Origin of the sequence: Maricaulis sp. (assembly GCF_030149425.1) — a bacterium.
GTDB lineage: Bacteria > Pseudomonadota > Alphaproteobacteria > Caulobacterales > Maricaulaceae > Maricaulis.
In genome coordinates this window covers 34,955-47,571 of the sequence record NZ_JASBRQ010000005.1, presented here as the reverse complement: position 1 = coordinate 47,571, position 12,617 = coordinate 34,955, and the positions used below count along the sequence as shown (strand labels likewise).

Annotated in this window: 10 protein-coding genes; 8 read left to right on the top strand and 2 right to left on the bottom strand. The window is 62.6% G+C overall.

Annotated features, from left to right (window positions below; genetic code table 11):
- Positions 1-393: a succinate dehydrogenase, cytochrome b556 subunit gene (sdhC, locus tag Q1V57_RS01175; protein ID WP_300526999.1), complete on the bottom strand. Its 393-nt coding sequence runs from the start codon at positions 391-393 to the stop codon at positions 1-3.
- Between the two features lie 238 nt (positions 394-631).
- Here sdhC and Q1V57_RS01170 point away from each other — a divergent pair, with 238 nt between their 5' ends.
- The 4 genes from Q1V57_RS01170 (at position 632) to Q1V57_RS01155 (ending at position 6,148) form a co-directional block, all read left to right on the top strand.
- Positions 632-1,495 carry an SDR family oxidoreductase gene (locus Q1V57_RS01170; protein WP_300526998.1) on the top strand — a complete coding sequence of 288 codons (864 nt, stop codon included), beginning with the start codon at positions 632-634 and terminating at the stop codon, positions 1,493-1,495.
- Between the two features lie 63 nt (positions 1,496-1,558).
- Positions 1,559-2,437 (top strand): SDR family oxidoreductase, encoded by an 879-nt coding sequence (locus tag Q1V57_RS01165; protein ID WP_300526997.1) that lies wholly within the window; start codon positions 1,559-1,561, stop codon positions 2,435-2,437.
- A gap of 82 nt (positions 2,438-2,519) precedes the next feature.
- Positions 2,520-4,220 (top strand): hypothetical protein, encoded by a 1,701-nt coding sequence (locus Q1V57_RS01160; RefSeq protein WP_300526995.1) that lies wholly within the window; start codon positions 2,520-2,522, stop codon positions 4,218-4,220.
- 77 nt (positions 4,221-4,297) lie between these two features.
- Positions 4,298-6,148 (top strand): DUF885 family protein, encoded by a 1,851-nt coding sequence (locus tag Q1V57_RS01155; RefSeq protein ID WP_300526993.1) that lies wholly within the window; start codon positions 4,298-4,300, stop codon positions 6,146-6,148.
- A 76-nt stretch (positions 6,149-6,224) separates the two neighbouring features.
- On the opposite strand, the gene Q1V57_RS01150 is transcribed toward Q1V57_RS01155, so the two are convergent.
- Positions 6,225-8,543 (bottom strand): TonB-dependent receptor, encoded by a 2,319-nt coding sequence (locus tag Q1V57_RS01150; RefSeq protein ID WP_366145049.1) that lies wholly within the window; start codon positions 8,541-8,543, stop codon positions 6,225-6,227.
- A 339-nt stretch (positions 8,544-8,882) separates the two neighbouring features.
- Here Q1V57_RS01150 and mtaB point away from each other — a divergent pair, with 339 nt between their 5' ends.
- From mtaB to Q1V57_RS01130, 4 genes are read left to right on the top strand one after another with little or no spacing between them, the layout of a single operon-like run.
- The gene (mtaB, locus tag Q1V57_RS01145; protein WP_366145048.1) at positions 8,883-10,130 is read left to right on the top strand and encodes a tRNA (N(6)-L-threonylcarbamoyladenosine(37)-C(2))-methylthiotransferase MtaB; all 1,248 of its coding nucleotides are present in this window, start codon (positions 8,883-8,885) and stop codon (positions 10,128-10,130) included.
- Entirely contained in the window at positions 10,127-11,056 is a 930-nt protein-coding gene (gene ftsY, locus Q1V57_RS01140; RefSeq protein ID WP_300526990.1) for a signal recognition particle-docking protein FtsY, read from the top strand. Before mtaB ends, ftsY begins: the two co-directional genes overlap by 4 nt.
- Before the next feature lie 3 nt (positions 11,057-11,059).
- Positions 11,060-11,914 (top strand): DMT family transporter, encoded by an 855-nt coding sequence (locus Q1V57_RS01135; RefSeq protein WP_300526989.1) that lies wholly within the window; start codon positions 11,060-11,062, stop codon positions 11,912-11,914.
- 12 nt (positions 11,915-11,926) lie between these two features.
- Positions 11,927-12,568 carry a septation protein IspZ gene (locus tag Q1V57_RS01130; RefSeq protein WP_300526988.1) on the top strand — a complete coding sequence of 214 codons (642 nt, stop codon included), beginning with the start codon at positions 11,927-11,929 and terminating at the stop codon, positions 12,566-12,568.
- Positions 12,569-12,617: the final 49 nt, after the last annotated feature.

The following is a 12,617-nucleotide window of genomic DNA, read 5'->3' as shown; positions in this document are numbered from 1 at the left end:
TCAATTCCCCAGATTGAGCCAGAGCAGTGCCGTCGGAATGACGGCGCCGATCATGATCAGGATGGAACGCTGGTTCGAGCCCTTGGCGTCGTAACCCTTGCCGAAATCCCAGACCAGGTGGCGCAGGCCGTTAAGCCAGTGATAGGCGACCGAATAGGTCAGGGCGATCAGCCCGAAACGGGTCACCCAGGCCATCCAGCCTTCAAACAGGAAGCCGATGCTCGCCTCGGCGCCAACCGCCAGCAGGATGATCCAGACAGCGATGGCGACAGCGCCGACATAATTGGCCACGCCGGTCGCGCGGTGCAGGATTGAAGACGCCATCGTCGCATGCCAGCGCCACACCTGCAGGTGCGGTGACATCGGACGCGGGTCAGACCACTCGGAAGACATGCGGTGCCCCTTCCTTCTGATCGGCCGGGAGGGCCGGTCTCTTGTTCGGCGGAATGTCGCGTGAAGCCCCGCCACGCAACAAGAATAAGTATCGGGGTGGCACAATAGGCCGGGAAATGTCAGGGTCAACGCGCCCCGGCGCACCCCGCTGACAACTTGCCGACACTTTTCATACCGTCTTAAGGATTGGCCATGGCTGCGCAGCACTCTAGCGTGCCGGACCGGGAGGGCTTGGCTCATGAATGAAAACCAGAAATCAGCGCTCATCACCGGCACCGTATCCGGTATCGGGCGGGCGACGACCCAGCGTCTGGTCAGCGAGGGCTGGCATGTCTTCGCCACGGTGATGACGGCCGCAGAGGCCGAGCAGGTCAGCACGGCCTTCGGCGACGCCGTGACCACGCTGATCGTCGATGTCACCGACGCCGCCTCCATTGCCCGGGCCGCAAGCCAGGTCGATGACGCCCTGGACGGCAGACGCCTGGACGGTCTGGTCAATAATGCCGGCGTCGCCATGGGCGGGCCGGCGATGGAATTGCCGATCGAGGAATTCCAGCAGCAGATGGACATCAATGTCACCGGCGTCCTGCGGGTCACCCAGGCCTTTGGTCCGCTGCTGGGGACCGACAAGGCGCGGACCGGTGATCCGGGCCGGATCGTCATGCTGTCTTCGGTCGCGGGACAGCTCGGCTCACCCTTTATGGCGCCCTATGTTGCCTCCAAGCACGCCGTTGAGGGCCTGTCGAAATGCCTGCGCATCGAGCTGCAGCATTACGGTATCAAGGTCATCATGATCGAACCGGGCATGGTGGCGACGCCTATCTGGGAAAAGGCCGGCGAGGTTGACGCCACGCCCTATCACAATTCTCCGCTTTATCCGGCGATGACACGATTCCGCGATTTCCTGACCGCCATGGGCCCGAAGGGTCTCAAGCCCGAGATTATCGCCGATCGCATCTTCCGCGCCCTGACCGAGCCCGAACCGCGCCTGGCCTATGCCGTGGTGCCGGACCGGTTCAACAACTGGACCCTGCCCAAGCTGATGCCGGCGCGCATGCTCGACCGGATTATCGCCCGCCGTGCCGGAATTGTTGAGGACTAGTCCGGGCGGCCATGGCCAAAGCGGCAAAAGGCGCTAACTTCCCGGTCAAAGAGGGAGATCCAAGTGAGCAAGACCCAGAAAACCGCCGTCGTCACCGGCGCCTCCACCGGTATCGGCTATGGCTGTGTCGAGAAACTCGTAGCCAAGAAATGGCACGTCTTCGCCGCCGTACGCAAAGAGGAAGATGCCAAGCGGCTGACCGACGCATTTGGCGACAGCGTCACCCCGCTTTTCATGGATGTCACCGATCAGCCCGCCATCGACAAGGCGGCCGCCCAGGTCCGCGAAGCGCTGGGCGGACGCACCCTCAATGGTCTGGTCAATAATGCCGGTGTCGCCGTCGCCGGGCCGATCCTGGAACTCCCGATCGAGGATTTCGAACGCCAGATCGCGATCAATCTGACCGGCCAGTTGCGCGTAACCCAGGCCTTCGGGCCGCTGCTCGGCGCTGATCTCGAGCTGGAAGGCCCGCCGGGCCGGATCGTCATGATGTCGTCCATGGCCGGCGAAATGGGTGCCCCCTTCCTCGCCCCCTATGCCGCTTCCAAACATGGCCTGGAAGGCCTGTCGAAATCGCTGCGCCGCGAACTCAATGTCTTCGGCATCCAGGTCATCGTCATCGGTCCGGGCGCGGTGTCGACCCCGATCTGGGCCAAGTCGGATGAGGTTGATGTCTCCGGCTATGAAAACTCGGTCTTTTATGACGCCCTGGTGGGCCTTCGCAATTACATGTCGAGCATGGGCGAGAAAGGCTTTCCCCCGTCCAAGATCGCCGATCGGGTCTATCGCGCTTTCACCGACGCCAAGCCGCGCTTCCGTTACGCCATCGTGCCCCAGCGCTTCACCAATTGGACGCTGCCGAAGCTGCTCCCGGCTCGCAAAGTCGATGAGATTGTCACCAAACGTCTTGGTTTAACTCAGAGATTTCGAACCAAACCATAAGCTTGCCAAAGCTTAATTGGCCCCGGTCGGCTTTCTCTGCGAGAAGGCATTTATCGAAAAGCGATAACAATCGGGGACGACAATGATACTCACCGCTTTGGCGGCTGCCCTGGCAGCGCATACCAGCCCGATGGCGGCTCCATCGGACATGGCGCTCTACACCGTCGACGTGACACCGCGTGCTGGCGAGATGGCCGATGTGCGCATCCGCCTGGTGTTCACCGGCGAAGAGGATGGCGAGACCGCCATCATCATGCCCAATGAATGGGGCGGCGAGCCGGAATTGTGGAATAACGTCTCGGGTCTGACGCTGCTGACCGAAGGCGAGCTGACAGACGGCGAGAGCGACAGCCTGAAACTCATTCGGCACGAACCGGGCGCGCGTATCGCGCTGGAATGGCGCATCGTGCCGGATCGCCCGGGCCACCCGGCCGCCGAGAGCCATGACTATTACCGTCCGGTGATCACCGAGGACTATGTCCATATGATCGGTCACACGGTGTTCGCCTATCCGCAAAATCTCAATGATTACCGCTATGGCCTCTGGCAGAGCGATAATGCCGAGAGCTGGGCGCTGATCACCGATCTGCAGCATGAGGGCGAGCCGACAGCGGAGGAATTCCTCACCTCGATCATCGTCGCCGGTGATTTCCGGGTTACCGAAGCCGACGTTGCCGGGGCGCCCCTGCGCGTCGCCATGCGCGGCGATATCGGTTTCTCCGATGAAGAATTTTTCGAGGGCGTTGAAGAGGTGCTCCGCGCCAATCAGCGCTATTGGGGTACGCAGGGCGAACCCTTCCTGGTCACCGCCCTGCCGCTGACCAATCAGCCCGGGCATTCCAGCCTTGGCGGCACCAACCTGGCTGACAGCTTCGCCTTCTTCGCCACCAGTAACGGCGAAGCCATGACCCTGTTACGCATTCTGCAGCATGAACATGTGCACACCTGGAACCCGGTCCGTCTGGGCGGATTCAATGACGGTGTGGAAGCCCAGATTGCCGATTACTGGTTCTCCGAAGGCTTCACCGATTTCCTGACCCAGCGCGCCGGTGTGCTCGGCGGGGTATGGGATGCGGCCACGGCCATCCAGAACTGGAATGACTCCCTGCTCGAGGACAGCTTTTCGCCGGTCCGCGGCTCGCCCAATAGCGGCATTGTCGGCGGGTTCTGGTCCAGCGCCCAGTATCAGCGCCTCGCCTATCACCGCGGCATGGTTTTCGCCGGCCTGCTCGATCACATGATCCGTGAGCATAGCGAGGGTGCGCAGGATCTCGACGACGTCATGTTCGCGCTGCGCGAGACAGTCGCCGACGGCGCGCCAGCGCGCCGGCTGGCCACCGTCACCCGCGACGTGACCGGGCTCGACATCAGCGATCTGATCGAACGCCACATCATGCAGGGCGAGCAGATTGCTCTGCCGGCCGGGACTTTTGGGGCCTGTGGTGTGGTCGAACAGTTTGAACGCCCGCGCTTTGTCTACGGCATGGAAGGTGTACGCAATGAGGCCGGCGAGTTCGTCCTCGTTGCCGTCGATCCGGACGGCCCGGCGGGACAGGCCGGGTTCGAACCGGGCATGACCTTTGAGGGCCGCATTGGCGGCACCTATGGCGATGCCAGTGTCGACAGTGTTTTCCGCGTGCGCCTGGAAGATGGAACGGTGACGGACATGTCCTACCGGCCGACCGATGGCACGATCGAGCGCGGCCAGCACATTATTCCGGCTGAGGGCGACCTACAGACCAATGGCTGCGCCACCCTTATCGCCGGACGTCCGCTGAACTAGCTTGCACCCCGTCTCGCCCGGCGACAGACTGCGCGCCGAAACGGGAATTGCCGAGACAGGTAATAAGGGGAGAGCTTATGCGTCTTGTTCCAATCGCCGCGGCCAGCCTGCTGGTCGCGGCCTGCCAGCCCGCCACCGAAGCCCCGGCTCCGTCCTCGGAGACTCCGGCTGCAGCGACACCGGCAACGGCCGCTGCTGAAACGCCTGCCGCGACGGCAGCGTCGAGTGAGGCCTCGGTGGCCTTCAACGCGCTGATCGAGGAATTCGAGGCCTACCGGGTTGAGAACAGCACCAATGCCCGCGCCCGCCGCGGCGATGTCGAGGCGATGGGCCAGTGGGATGATATCTCCCGCGAAGCCCAGGCTGAAACCACCGCGCGCCAGACGGAATTCCTGGACCGGCTGGACGCCATTGACGCAGAGGCGCTGACGGAAAGCGAGCAAGTCTCCTATGCCGTCCTCGACTATCTGCTCAAATTCTCCGTCGAGTTGTCGCAGTACGACACCTCGCGCACACCCTTCATGTCTGATAGCGGCTTCTTCACCGGGCCGACCTATGCCGCCTCCTCGACGCGGCCGCGGACGATTGAAGAGGGCGAGGCCTGGGTCCAGCGCCTCAACGGTATTCCCGGCGTATTCGACCAGAATATTGCCTGGATGCGTGAAGGCATCGAGACCGGCTTCACCCAGCCGCGCATCATCGTCGATGGCGTCATTTCGCAGATGCAGAGCCTGAACGATCCCGACACGCTGCGCGACATGCTGATCGCCCCGATCGACGCCCTGCCCGAAACCCTCGACGAGGCGGAGCGCACGCGTCTGCGCGACGAGGCCATGGCGGCCATCAACGACACGGTCCTGCCGGCTTATGACAACCTGCTCAACTTCTTCCAGGGCGAGTATTATGAGGGGTCGCGTGACACGATCGGGATTTCCGAAGTGCCGGGCGGCCGCGAATACTATCAATCGCTGACGCGCTACCACACGACGCTGGACACCTCCCCGGAAGAGGTACACCAGCGCGGTCTGGCCGAAGTCGCTCGCATCCGCGCGGAGATGGAAGAGGTCATCGCCGAAACCGGCTTTGAGGGCTCCTTTGCCGACTTCCTCAACTTCCTGCGCACCGACCCGCAATTCTATGCCGAGACGGAAGAGGAGCTGCTGATGCACGCCTCCTACCTGTCCAAGCTGGCTGACGACGCCATGCCGCGCTTCTTCGGCAATCTGCCACGCCTGCCCTATGGCGTGCGGGCTGTGCCGGCGACCATGGCGCCGACCTATACCACCGGCCGTTACTGGCCGGGCGATGCCGAGCGCGGGATTGCCGGGGGCTATATGGTCAATACCTATGCTCTGGATCAGCGGCCTCTCTATGTGCTGCCGGCCCTGACCGTGCATGAGGCCGTGCCGGGCCACCACCACCAGATCGCCATTGCCCGTGAGCTGGAGAATGTGCCCGCCTTCCGCCAGCAGACCTATATCACCGCCTTCGGTGAGGGCTGGGGCCTTTATACCGAGAACCTCGCCATCGATATGGGCCTGTACCGGACCCCGTATGAGCATTTCGGCCGTTTGACCTATGAGATGTGGCGCGCCTGCCGCCTCGTGGTGGATACCGGCATGCACTATATGGGCTGGACGCGTGAAGAGGCGGAAGCCTGCCTGCTGGAAAACTCTGCCCTGGCGCCGCACAATGTGCGCACTGAAGTGCTGCGCTATATCGCTTGGCCGGGCCAGGCGCTGGCCTACAAGACCGGTGAGCTGCTGATGCGCGATCTGCGGGCCGAAGCCGAGGAACGCCTGGGCGAGAATTTCGACATCCGCGACTTCCACGACACCTTGCTGGAAGATGGCGCCATGCCGCTCTCCTCACTGGAAGCCAAGGTGCGGCGCTGGATCGACGAGCAGGAAACCGCCGCGGCGGAGTAAACGCTCCAACTTCAACGCAACAAAAAACGGGCGGCTCTTTGAGCCGCCCGTTCTCATTTCCACTTATCCGTAAGGCTCAGTACTGCTTGCGGATATTGATGCCGATCGTGCGCGGCTGATTGGTGCGGAAACCAAGGCGGGCACGGCCGCCGCGTTCGCGGTCGAAGGACGTATTGACGTTCTCGTCCATGACATTGTCGACGAAGAGCGTCAGCTGGGTGTCACCCCAATCCAGACCGGCCGAAAGGAAGCCCAGGCCATAGGGGTCGAGCTCGAGATCGACCCAGGTGCCGTCCGCGCCGGACGCACCGCCGAAGGGCAATCCGGAGACAAAGGTGCCTGCGCCATCAACCTGATCGCTCGGCTGAGTGAACTGGCCGCCGACATGCTGGTAGGACGCGGTGAAGAAGCCTTCAGCGCCGCTACCGGCCCAGGAGGCGTCAAACGTGTAGGCCATGGAGGCGGACAGCATGACTTCCGGGGTGGAGGCCAGGCGGTTGCCCGACTCGATACCGGCCAGGACCGCACCCGTGCCATCGACCACAGTGGTGTCGAACTCGGCCTCGAGAATGGTACCGGCAAAGGCGACGAAGAGATTGTCCGTCATCTGGTAGGAGTATTCGAACTCCACACCGGTGGAATGCGCCTCAGGCACGTTGAAGGTGATGCGCGAGGAACAGGAGCCGGCATCGAGCGTGACCTGCAGATCGTCGATCTCATTGTGGAAGACCGCCGCATTGAAGGTCCAGCCATTACGCTGGGCCTTGATACCGGCCTCATAGTTCCACAGCGTCTCGTCATCATAGTCCTGGAAGCCGCCGAAGATGGCTTCATCCTCGGTCGTACACAGGGTCGAGTTGAGCGGGTCGTTGACGCCGCCGAGACGGAAGCCCTGGGAGGCCTGCGCGTTCAGCGTCACCGTATCGTTCAGCTCATAGCTACCAATGAGGCGGGCATTGAAACCGTCGGAGGAGGTGGTGTCCTCGACATTGTCAAAGCCGGACGAGAACAAACCACCCTGGGAGATGGTGCGAACCTCGTCAAAGTCATACCAGCGGCCGCCAAAGGTCAGGTTGAACCGGTCGGTGGCATACCAGGTCGCTTCACCGAAGATCGCAATCTGCTCGATCGAATAATCGAGGTCAGCGGAGTAGGGCGAGTCGGCCGGGAAGCTGCCATTGGTCGCTGCAGCCGTACCCGCACCGAGCGTCGCATCGGTGAAGGCGTCATAGCCCGGTGTCGGAAGACGCTGGGCATATTCACGGTCAACGTCGGAATAGAAGGCACCGACGATCCAGTCGACATCGCCATCCGTGGTCGAGGCGAGGCGGATCTCCTGGGTGAACTGGCTCACATCCGTGGTGTCGCGCAGGTTGGACGGCAGGGTCACCGCGGCGTCGGGATAACCCAGATCAACGGAAACCGAACCGGTCAGGGCCGATGCATCCCGGCTGACCAGGATTTCGCGATCGGTGAAGGAGGTGACCGAGGTCAGGTCAACACCGTCAAAGCTGAACTCGGCGGTGACGTCGGCCAGCATGGTTTCGTCGCTGAATTCCTCGCCCAGCAGAAGATACTGCTCGCGCTCTTCCAGCTGGATTGCCGGACGCGTCGTGGTGAAGGGATTGGCGAACAGGTTGAAGCGTTCCTGGCGGTTAAAGCCGTCGGCTTCGGTTTCCTGATAAATGATACGCGGCGTGATCCGGACCGTGTCGCTCAGCTCAAGGCCGAGAGCGGCGCGGAAACCGGTGCGGCTGCCCGAATTGACATCCTCGTCACGGCTGCCGCCTTCGCCCAGCGCATCGATATAGCCGGCATAATTGGTGTGATAGCCGACCAGGCGCAGGGCCGCAGCATCGCTCATAGGCACATTGACCATGCCTTTGAGGTGACCGCCTTCGCCGCCATCGGCAACGGTGTTGAGCTCGGCCTCAGCGCTGGCGGAATGCTCGCCGATCGCCGGCTGATTGGTGATGTAACGCACCGTACCGCCGATCGAGCCGGAGCCGAACAGCGTCCCCTGCGGGCCGCGCAGCGTTTCAACCCGGTTGAGGTCGTAGAGGTCGAAATCCGGGGTGAAGAGGGACAGCGAGATCACGCTTTCATCGAGATAGACACCGACCTGCTCCTTCACACCCGGCTGGTCGCGCACGATCTGACCGGCGGAAACACCGCGGATCGAGACCTGGCTCTGACCCGGTCCAAGGTTCTGGATCGAGAGGCTGGCTACATTGCGGGCAATATCCTCAATGCTGTCCGCACCGGTGCGTTGGATATCATCCTCGGTCTGGGCATTGAGCGAGAAGGGAACGTCCTGGATGGCCTGTTCGCGTTTGGTCGCGGTCACGACAATCACTTCAGTCTCATCGCTTTGGGCAAGAGCCGGAACCGACATGGTGGCTCCGAGAACCAGCGCCATCGCGGTCGATGACAGGATACGGGTTTGTTTCATGATGCGTACACTCCCCTGGAAAACCGTTTGTGACAGTTCATTAACGTAGCGTCGCGCTCGCGCGTAAAGGGAAATAATTCGAAATTGGCCGGGCCAAGCGGTTTTAAATTGCAAGCGCAGCATTCGAGCCACACCTGTGGACTCAGTCATCCTGCTTGACAATCAACCCGCCAACCCCCTTATCCAGCGGCCATGACCCAAGCGCGTGACGACAACCCTGCCGCGTCCGGGGCCGACACGCCGTCCAAGGCGCAAGCGCCCGGGGAGCCCGGCCTCGACATCATGACCTTCGGCTGCCGCCTCAATGGCTGGGAGAGCGAAGTCATGCGCCAGCATGCGCGCGACAAGGGCCTGACCAACGCCATTCTGGTCAATACCTGCGCCGTCACCAATGAAGCCGTGCGCCAGGCGCGGCAGCAGATCCGCCGCGCCCGGCGCGAAAACCCGGAGGCGAAGATCATCGTCACCGGCTGCGCCGCCCAGGTTGATCCGGACATGTTCGCCAAGATGGACGAGGTCGACCGCGTCATCGGCAATGACGACAAGCTCAAGGCCGAGACCTTCGAGCCGGCGACGCTTCTGGGCGGCAGCGAGAAGGTGCGCGTCAACGACATCATGAGCGTGCGTGAAACCGCCGGCCATCTCGTCGATGGCATGGATAACCGCGCCCGCGCCTATGTTCAGGTGCAAAACGGCTGCGATCATCGCTGCACCTTCTGCATCATCCCCTATGGCCGCGGCAATTCCCGCTCGGTTCCCGCCGGCGAGGTCGTCGACCAGATCAAGACACTGGTCGATAACGGCCATAGCGAGGTGGTGCTGACCGGGGTCGACCTGACCTCCTGGGGCGGGGATCTGCCCGGTGAGCCGCAACTGGGCCGGCTGGTGCAGGCCATCCTGACCCAGGTGCCGGATCTGCCGCGCCTGCGCCTGTCCTCCATTGATGCCATCGAGATTGATGACGCCCTGTTCGACGCCATCACCGGCGAGGACCGGATCGCGCCCTATCTGCATCTCTCCCTGCAGGCCGGGGACAATATGATCCTCAAGCGCATGAAACGGCGCCATTCCCGCGAAGATGCGGTCAATCTGTGCCAGGGGCTTAAGGCCAAACGGCCGGAGATCGCCTTTGGCGCGGATATCATCGCCGGCTTTCCGACCGAGACCGACGACATGTTCGCCAACTCGCTGGCCCTCGTCGATGAATGCGATCTGGCCTATCTGCACGTCTTCCCGTTTTCGCCGCGCCCGGGCACCCCGGCTGCGCGCATGCCGCAGCTTGACCGGGCGCTGGTCAAGGCACGGGCCCAGCAGCTGCGCAGCAAGGCGGATGCCGCCCTGCACCGTCATCTCGACGGCATGATCGGACGCATTGAAGGGGCCCTGGTCGAACGGCCGGGCTTTGCCCGCGCTGCCAATTTCGCCGCCATCCGGTTTGACGAAAACACGGCTCCACGACCGGGAGCTCTTGTGAATATTGAGGTTTCACGCCATGACGGGCGGGAACTGCATGGGATTTTGTCGCAATGAGCGAGAAGAAGCCGGGTTTCTTTTCCCGACTGGCCGCCGGGCTCAAACGCACCTCCTCCAAGCTCGGCGAAAGCGTCACCGCGATCTTCACCAAGCGCAAGCTGGATGCCGAAGCGCTTGAAGAGCTGGAAGATACGCTGATCGCCGCCGATCTGGGCGCCCAGGCGGCCATGCGGGTCACCGAACGTCTCGCCAAGGACCGCTTCGACAAGGAAGTCTCCGACGAGGAGGTCCGCGAAGCGCTGGCCGAGGTGGTGGCGGAGACCTTGGAACCGCTCGAACGCCCGCTGGCGCTTGATGGCGATCAGCCGCGTGTCGTGCTGTTTGTCGGCGTCAATGGCTCGGGCAAGACCACGACGCTGGGCAAGATTGCCGTCAAGCTCAAACGCGAGGGCCGCGACCCGCTTCTGGTGGCCGGCGACACGTTCCGCGCCGCCGCGATCGAGCAGGTCTCGGTCTGGGCCGACCGCGCCAAGGCGCCAGTGGTCAAGCGCGAGATCGGCGCCGATGCTGCCGGACTGGCCTTTGACGCCCTGGAACAGGCGCAGGCCGAAGGCCGCGATGTGGTACTGATCGACACGGCAGGACGGCTGCAGAATAAGTCCGAGCTGATGGAAGAGCTCAAGAAAATCGTCCGCGTCATCCGCAAGAAAATCCCCGATGCGCCGCACGAGGTCCTGCTGGTGCTCGACGGAACGGTCGGCTCCAATGCCGTTTCCCAGGCCCAGGCCTTCATGGAAGCCTCGGACGTCTCCGGCGTGATCATGACCAAGCTGGACGGGACCGCCAAGGGCGGCGCTCTGGTCCAGGTGGCCGAGAAATTCCAGTTGCCGATCCACTATATCGGTATTGGGGAAGGCGAAGAGGACTTGCAGCCCTTCAGCGCCGAGGGCTTTTCCCGCGCCCTGGCCGGGCTGGAGGCCTAGCGCTTGAGCGAGGCCCTTCACCTCGCATCACTCGCCATGCTGGCCTCGGCATCGCTGCATGCGGTGATGGGCCTTCTGACCAAGCGCGCCGGCGACCGGCTGACCTTCCGCGCTGTCATGATGTTGGCAGGAGCGGTTTTCTATCTGCCCTTTGTCCTCAGCAACCCGTTCCCCGGTTGGGACGTCTGGCGTTTCCTGCTTCTGGGTGCGGTTTTGCACTGGACCTTCCAGATGGCCATGATCGCGGCTTTTGAGCGCGGTGATATGGGGCTGGTCTATCCGGTCATGCGCGGCGCTGCACCGGCGATGGCGGCGATTGCCGCGCTGGCCTTTCTCGGCGAAAGCCTGTCGCTGTGGGAGGTCGCCGGACTGGCCATCGCCTCGACTGCCGTTCTGGGGTTTGGCTGGCCTGAAAAGGGCGGCGCACCGAAACTGGCCGCGCTGGGCTTTGCCGCCATCGCCGCGGTGATGACCGCGCTCTATACGGTCAATGATACAGCCGGTGCGCGGCAGGCCGGTGATCCATTGCTCTATGTCGGCTGGTCCCTGATCGTCGCCTCGGTGCCAATACTGGCCACGGCAGCCATCCGGCGCGGCCGCGCCCTGCCCGGCCTGATGCGCCAGGAATTGCGCTGGGGAGCCGTCGCGGCGGTCTTCGGCAGCGGGTCCTATGGCTTTGCCATGTATGCGCTTTCCAACGCTCCGGTCGGCCCGATGTCGGCCCTGCGTGAAACCTCGGTCGTGTTTGGCGCTTTACTCGCGGCCTGGGTCCTGAAAGAACCCTTCGGCCTGAGACGCATCGCCCTGGCAATCCTTTTGGCCTTCGGGCTCGTAGTAATGCGTATGATGTCGACCTGACGGGAGAAAAATGTGAGCCAGTCCCAGTCCACCACGGAGCAATCCTCCCGCCTGATGATTGATGCAGGCCCGATCGCGGTCTGGATCCTCGTCTATAATGTCTGTCGATTTTATGTGCCGGATCAGGCGCTCTATATCGGCACCGGCGCCTATATGGTCGCGGTCACCATCGCCCTGATCGCCTCGATCCGGATCGAGAACCGCATCCCGCCGATGCTGGTCTTCACCACCATCATCGTACTCGGCTTTGGCGCCATGGGCATCTGGCTGCAGGACCCGATCTTCATCTACGTCAAACCGACCATCATCAATATCTTCCTGTCTTTCCTGGTGCTCGGCTCGATCGCCGCCGGCCACAATGTCTGGAAGATCTTCTTCCAGCATATTTTCGATCTGCCCGACGAAGCCTGGACGCTTCTGGCCGTGCGCTGGGCGCTGTGGTTCCAGGTCCTGGCCCTGGCCAATGAAGTAATGTGGCGTCACATCACCGACAGTGTCGTACCGGAAGGCGCGCGCTGGTTTGCCGAGCTCAACCTGACCGAAGCCTTCTGGTCGAACGCCAAGCTGGGGGTTCTGGTCGCCTCAATGCTGTTCGCCGCTGCGCAATTGCCGCTGCTGTTCAAATACCAAAAAGCCGAGGCAGAAGAGGCCTGACCGGCGGGTGAAAATCCGTGCTCGGACAAACGTCATTTTCGCGTTATAA

Excerpts from the sequence above, each read along its gene's own strand:
- sdhC (WP_300526999.1), bottom strand. The coding sequence starts at position 393 with ATGTCTTCCGAGTGGTCTGACCCGCGTCCGATGTCACCGCACCTGCAG.
- Q1V57_RS01170 (WP_300526998.1), top strand. The coding sequence starts at position 632 with ATGAATGAAAACCAGAAATCAGCGCTCATCACCGGCACCGTATCCGGT.
- Q1V57_RS01160 (WP_300526995.1), top strand. The coding sequence starts at position 2,520 with ATGATACTCACCGCTTTGGCGGCTGCCCTGGCAGCGCATACCAGCCCG.
- Q1V57_RS01155 (WP_300526993.1), top strand. The coding sequence starts at position 4,298 with ATGCGTCTTGTTCCAATCGCCGCGGCCAGCCTGCTGGTCGCGGCCTGC.
- Q1V57_RS01150 (WP_366145049.1), bottom strand. The coding sequence starts at position 8,543 with ATGTCGGTTCCGGCTCTTGCCCAAAGCGATGAGACTGAAGTGATTGTC.
- mtaB (WP_366145048.1), top strand. The coding sequence starts at position 8,883 with ATGACCTTCGGCTGCCGCCTCAATGGCTGGGAGAGCGAAGTCATGCGC.
- ftsY (WP_300526990.1), top strand. The coding sequence starts at position 10,127 with ATGAGCGAGAAGAAGCCGGGTTTCTTTTCCCGACTGGCCGCCGGGCTC.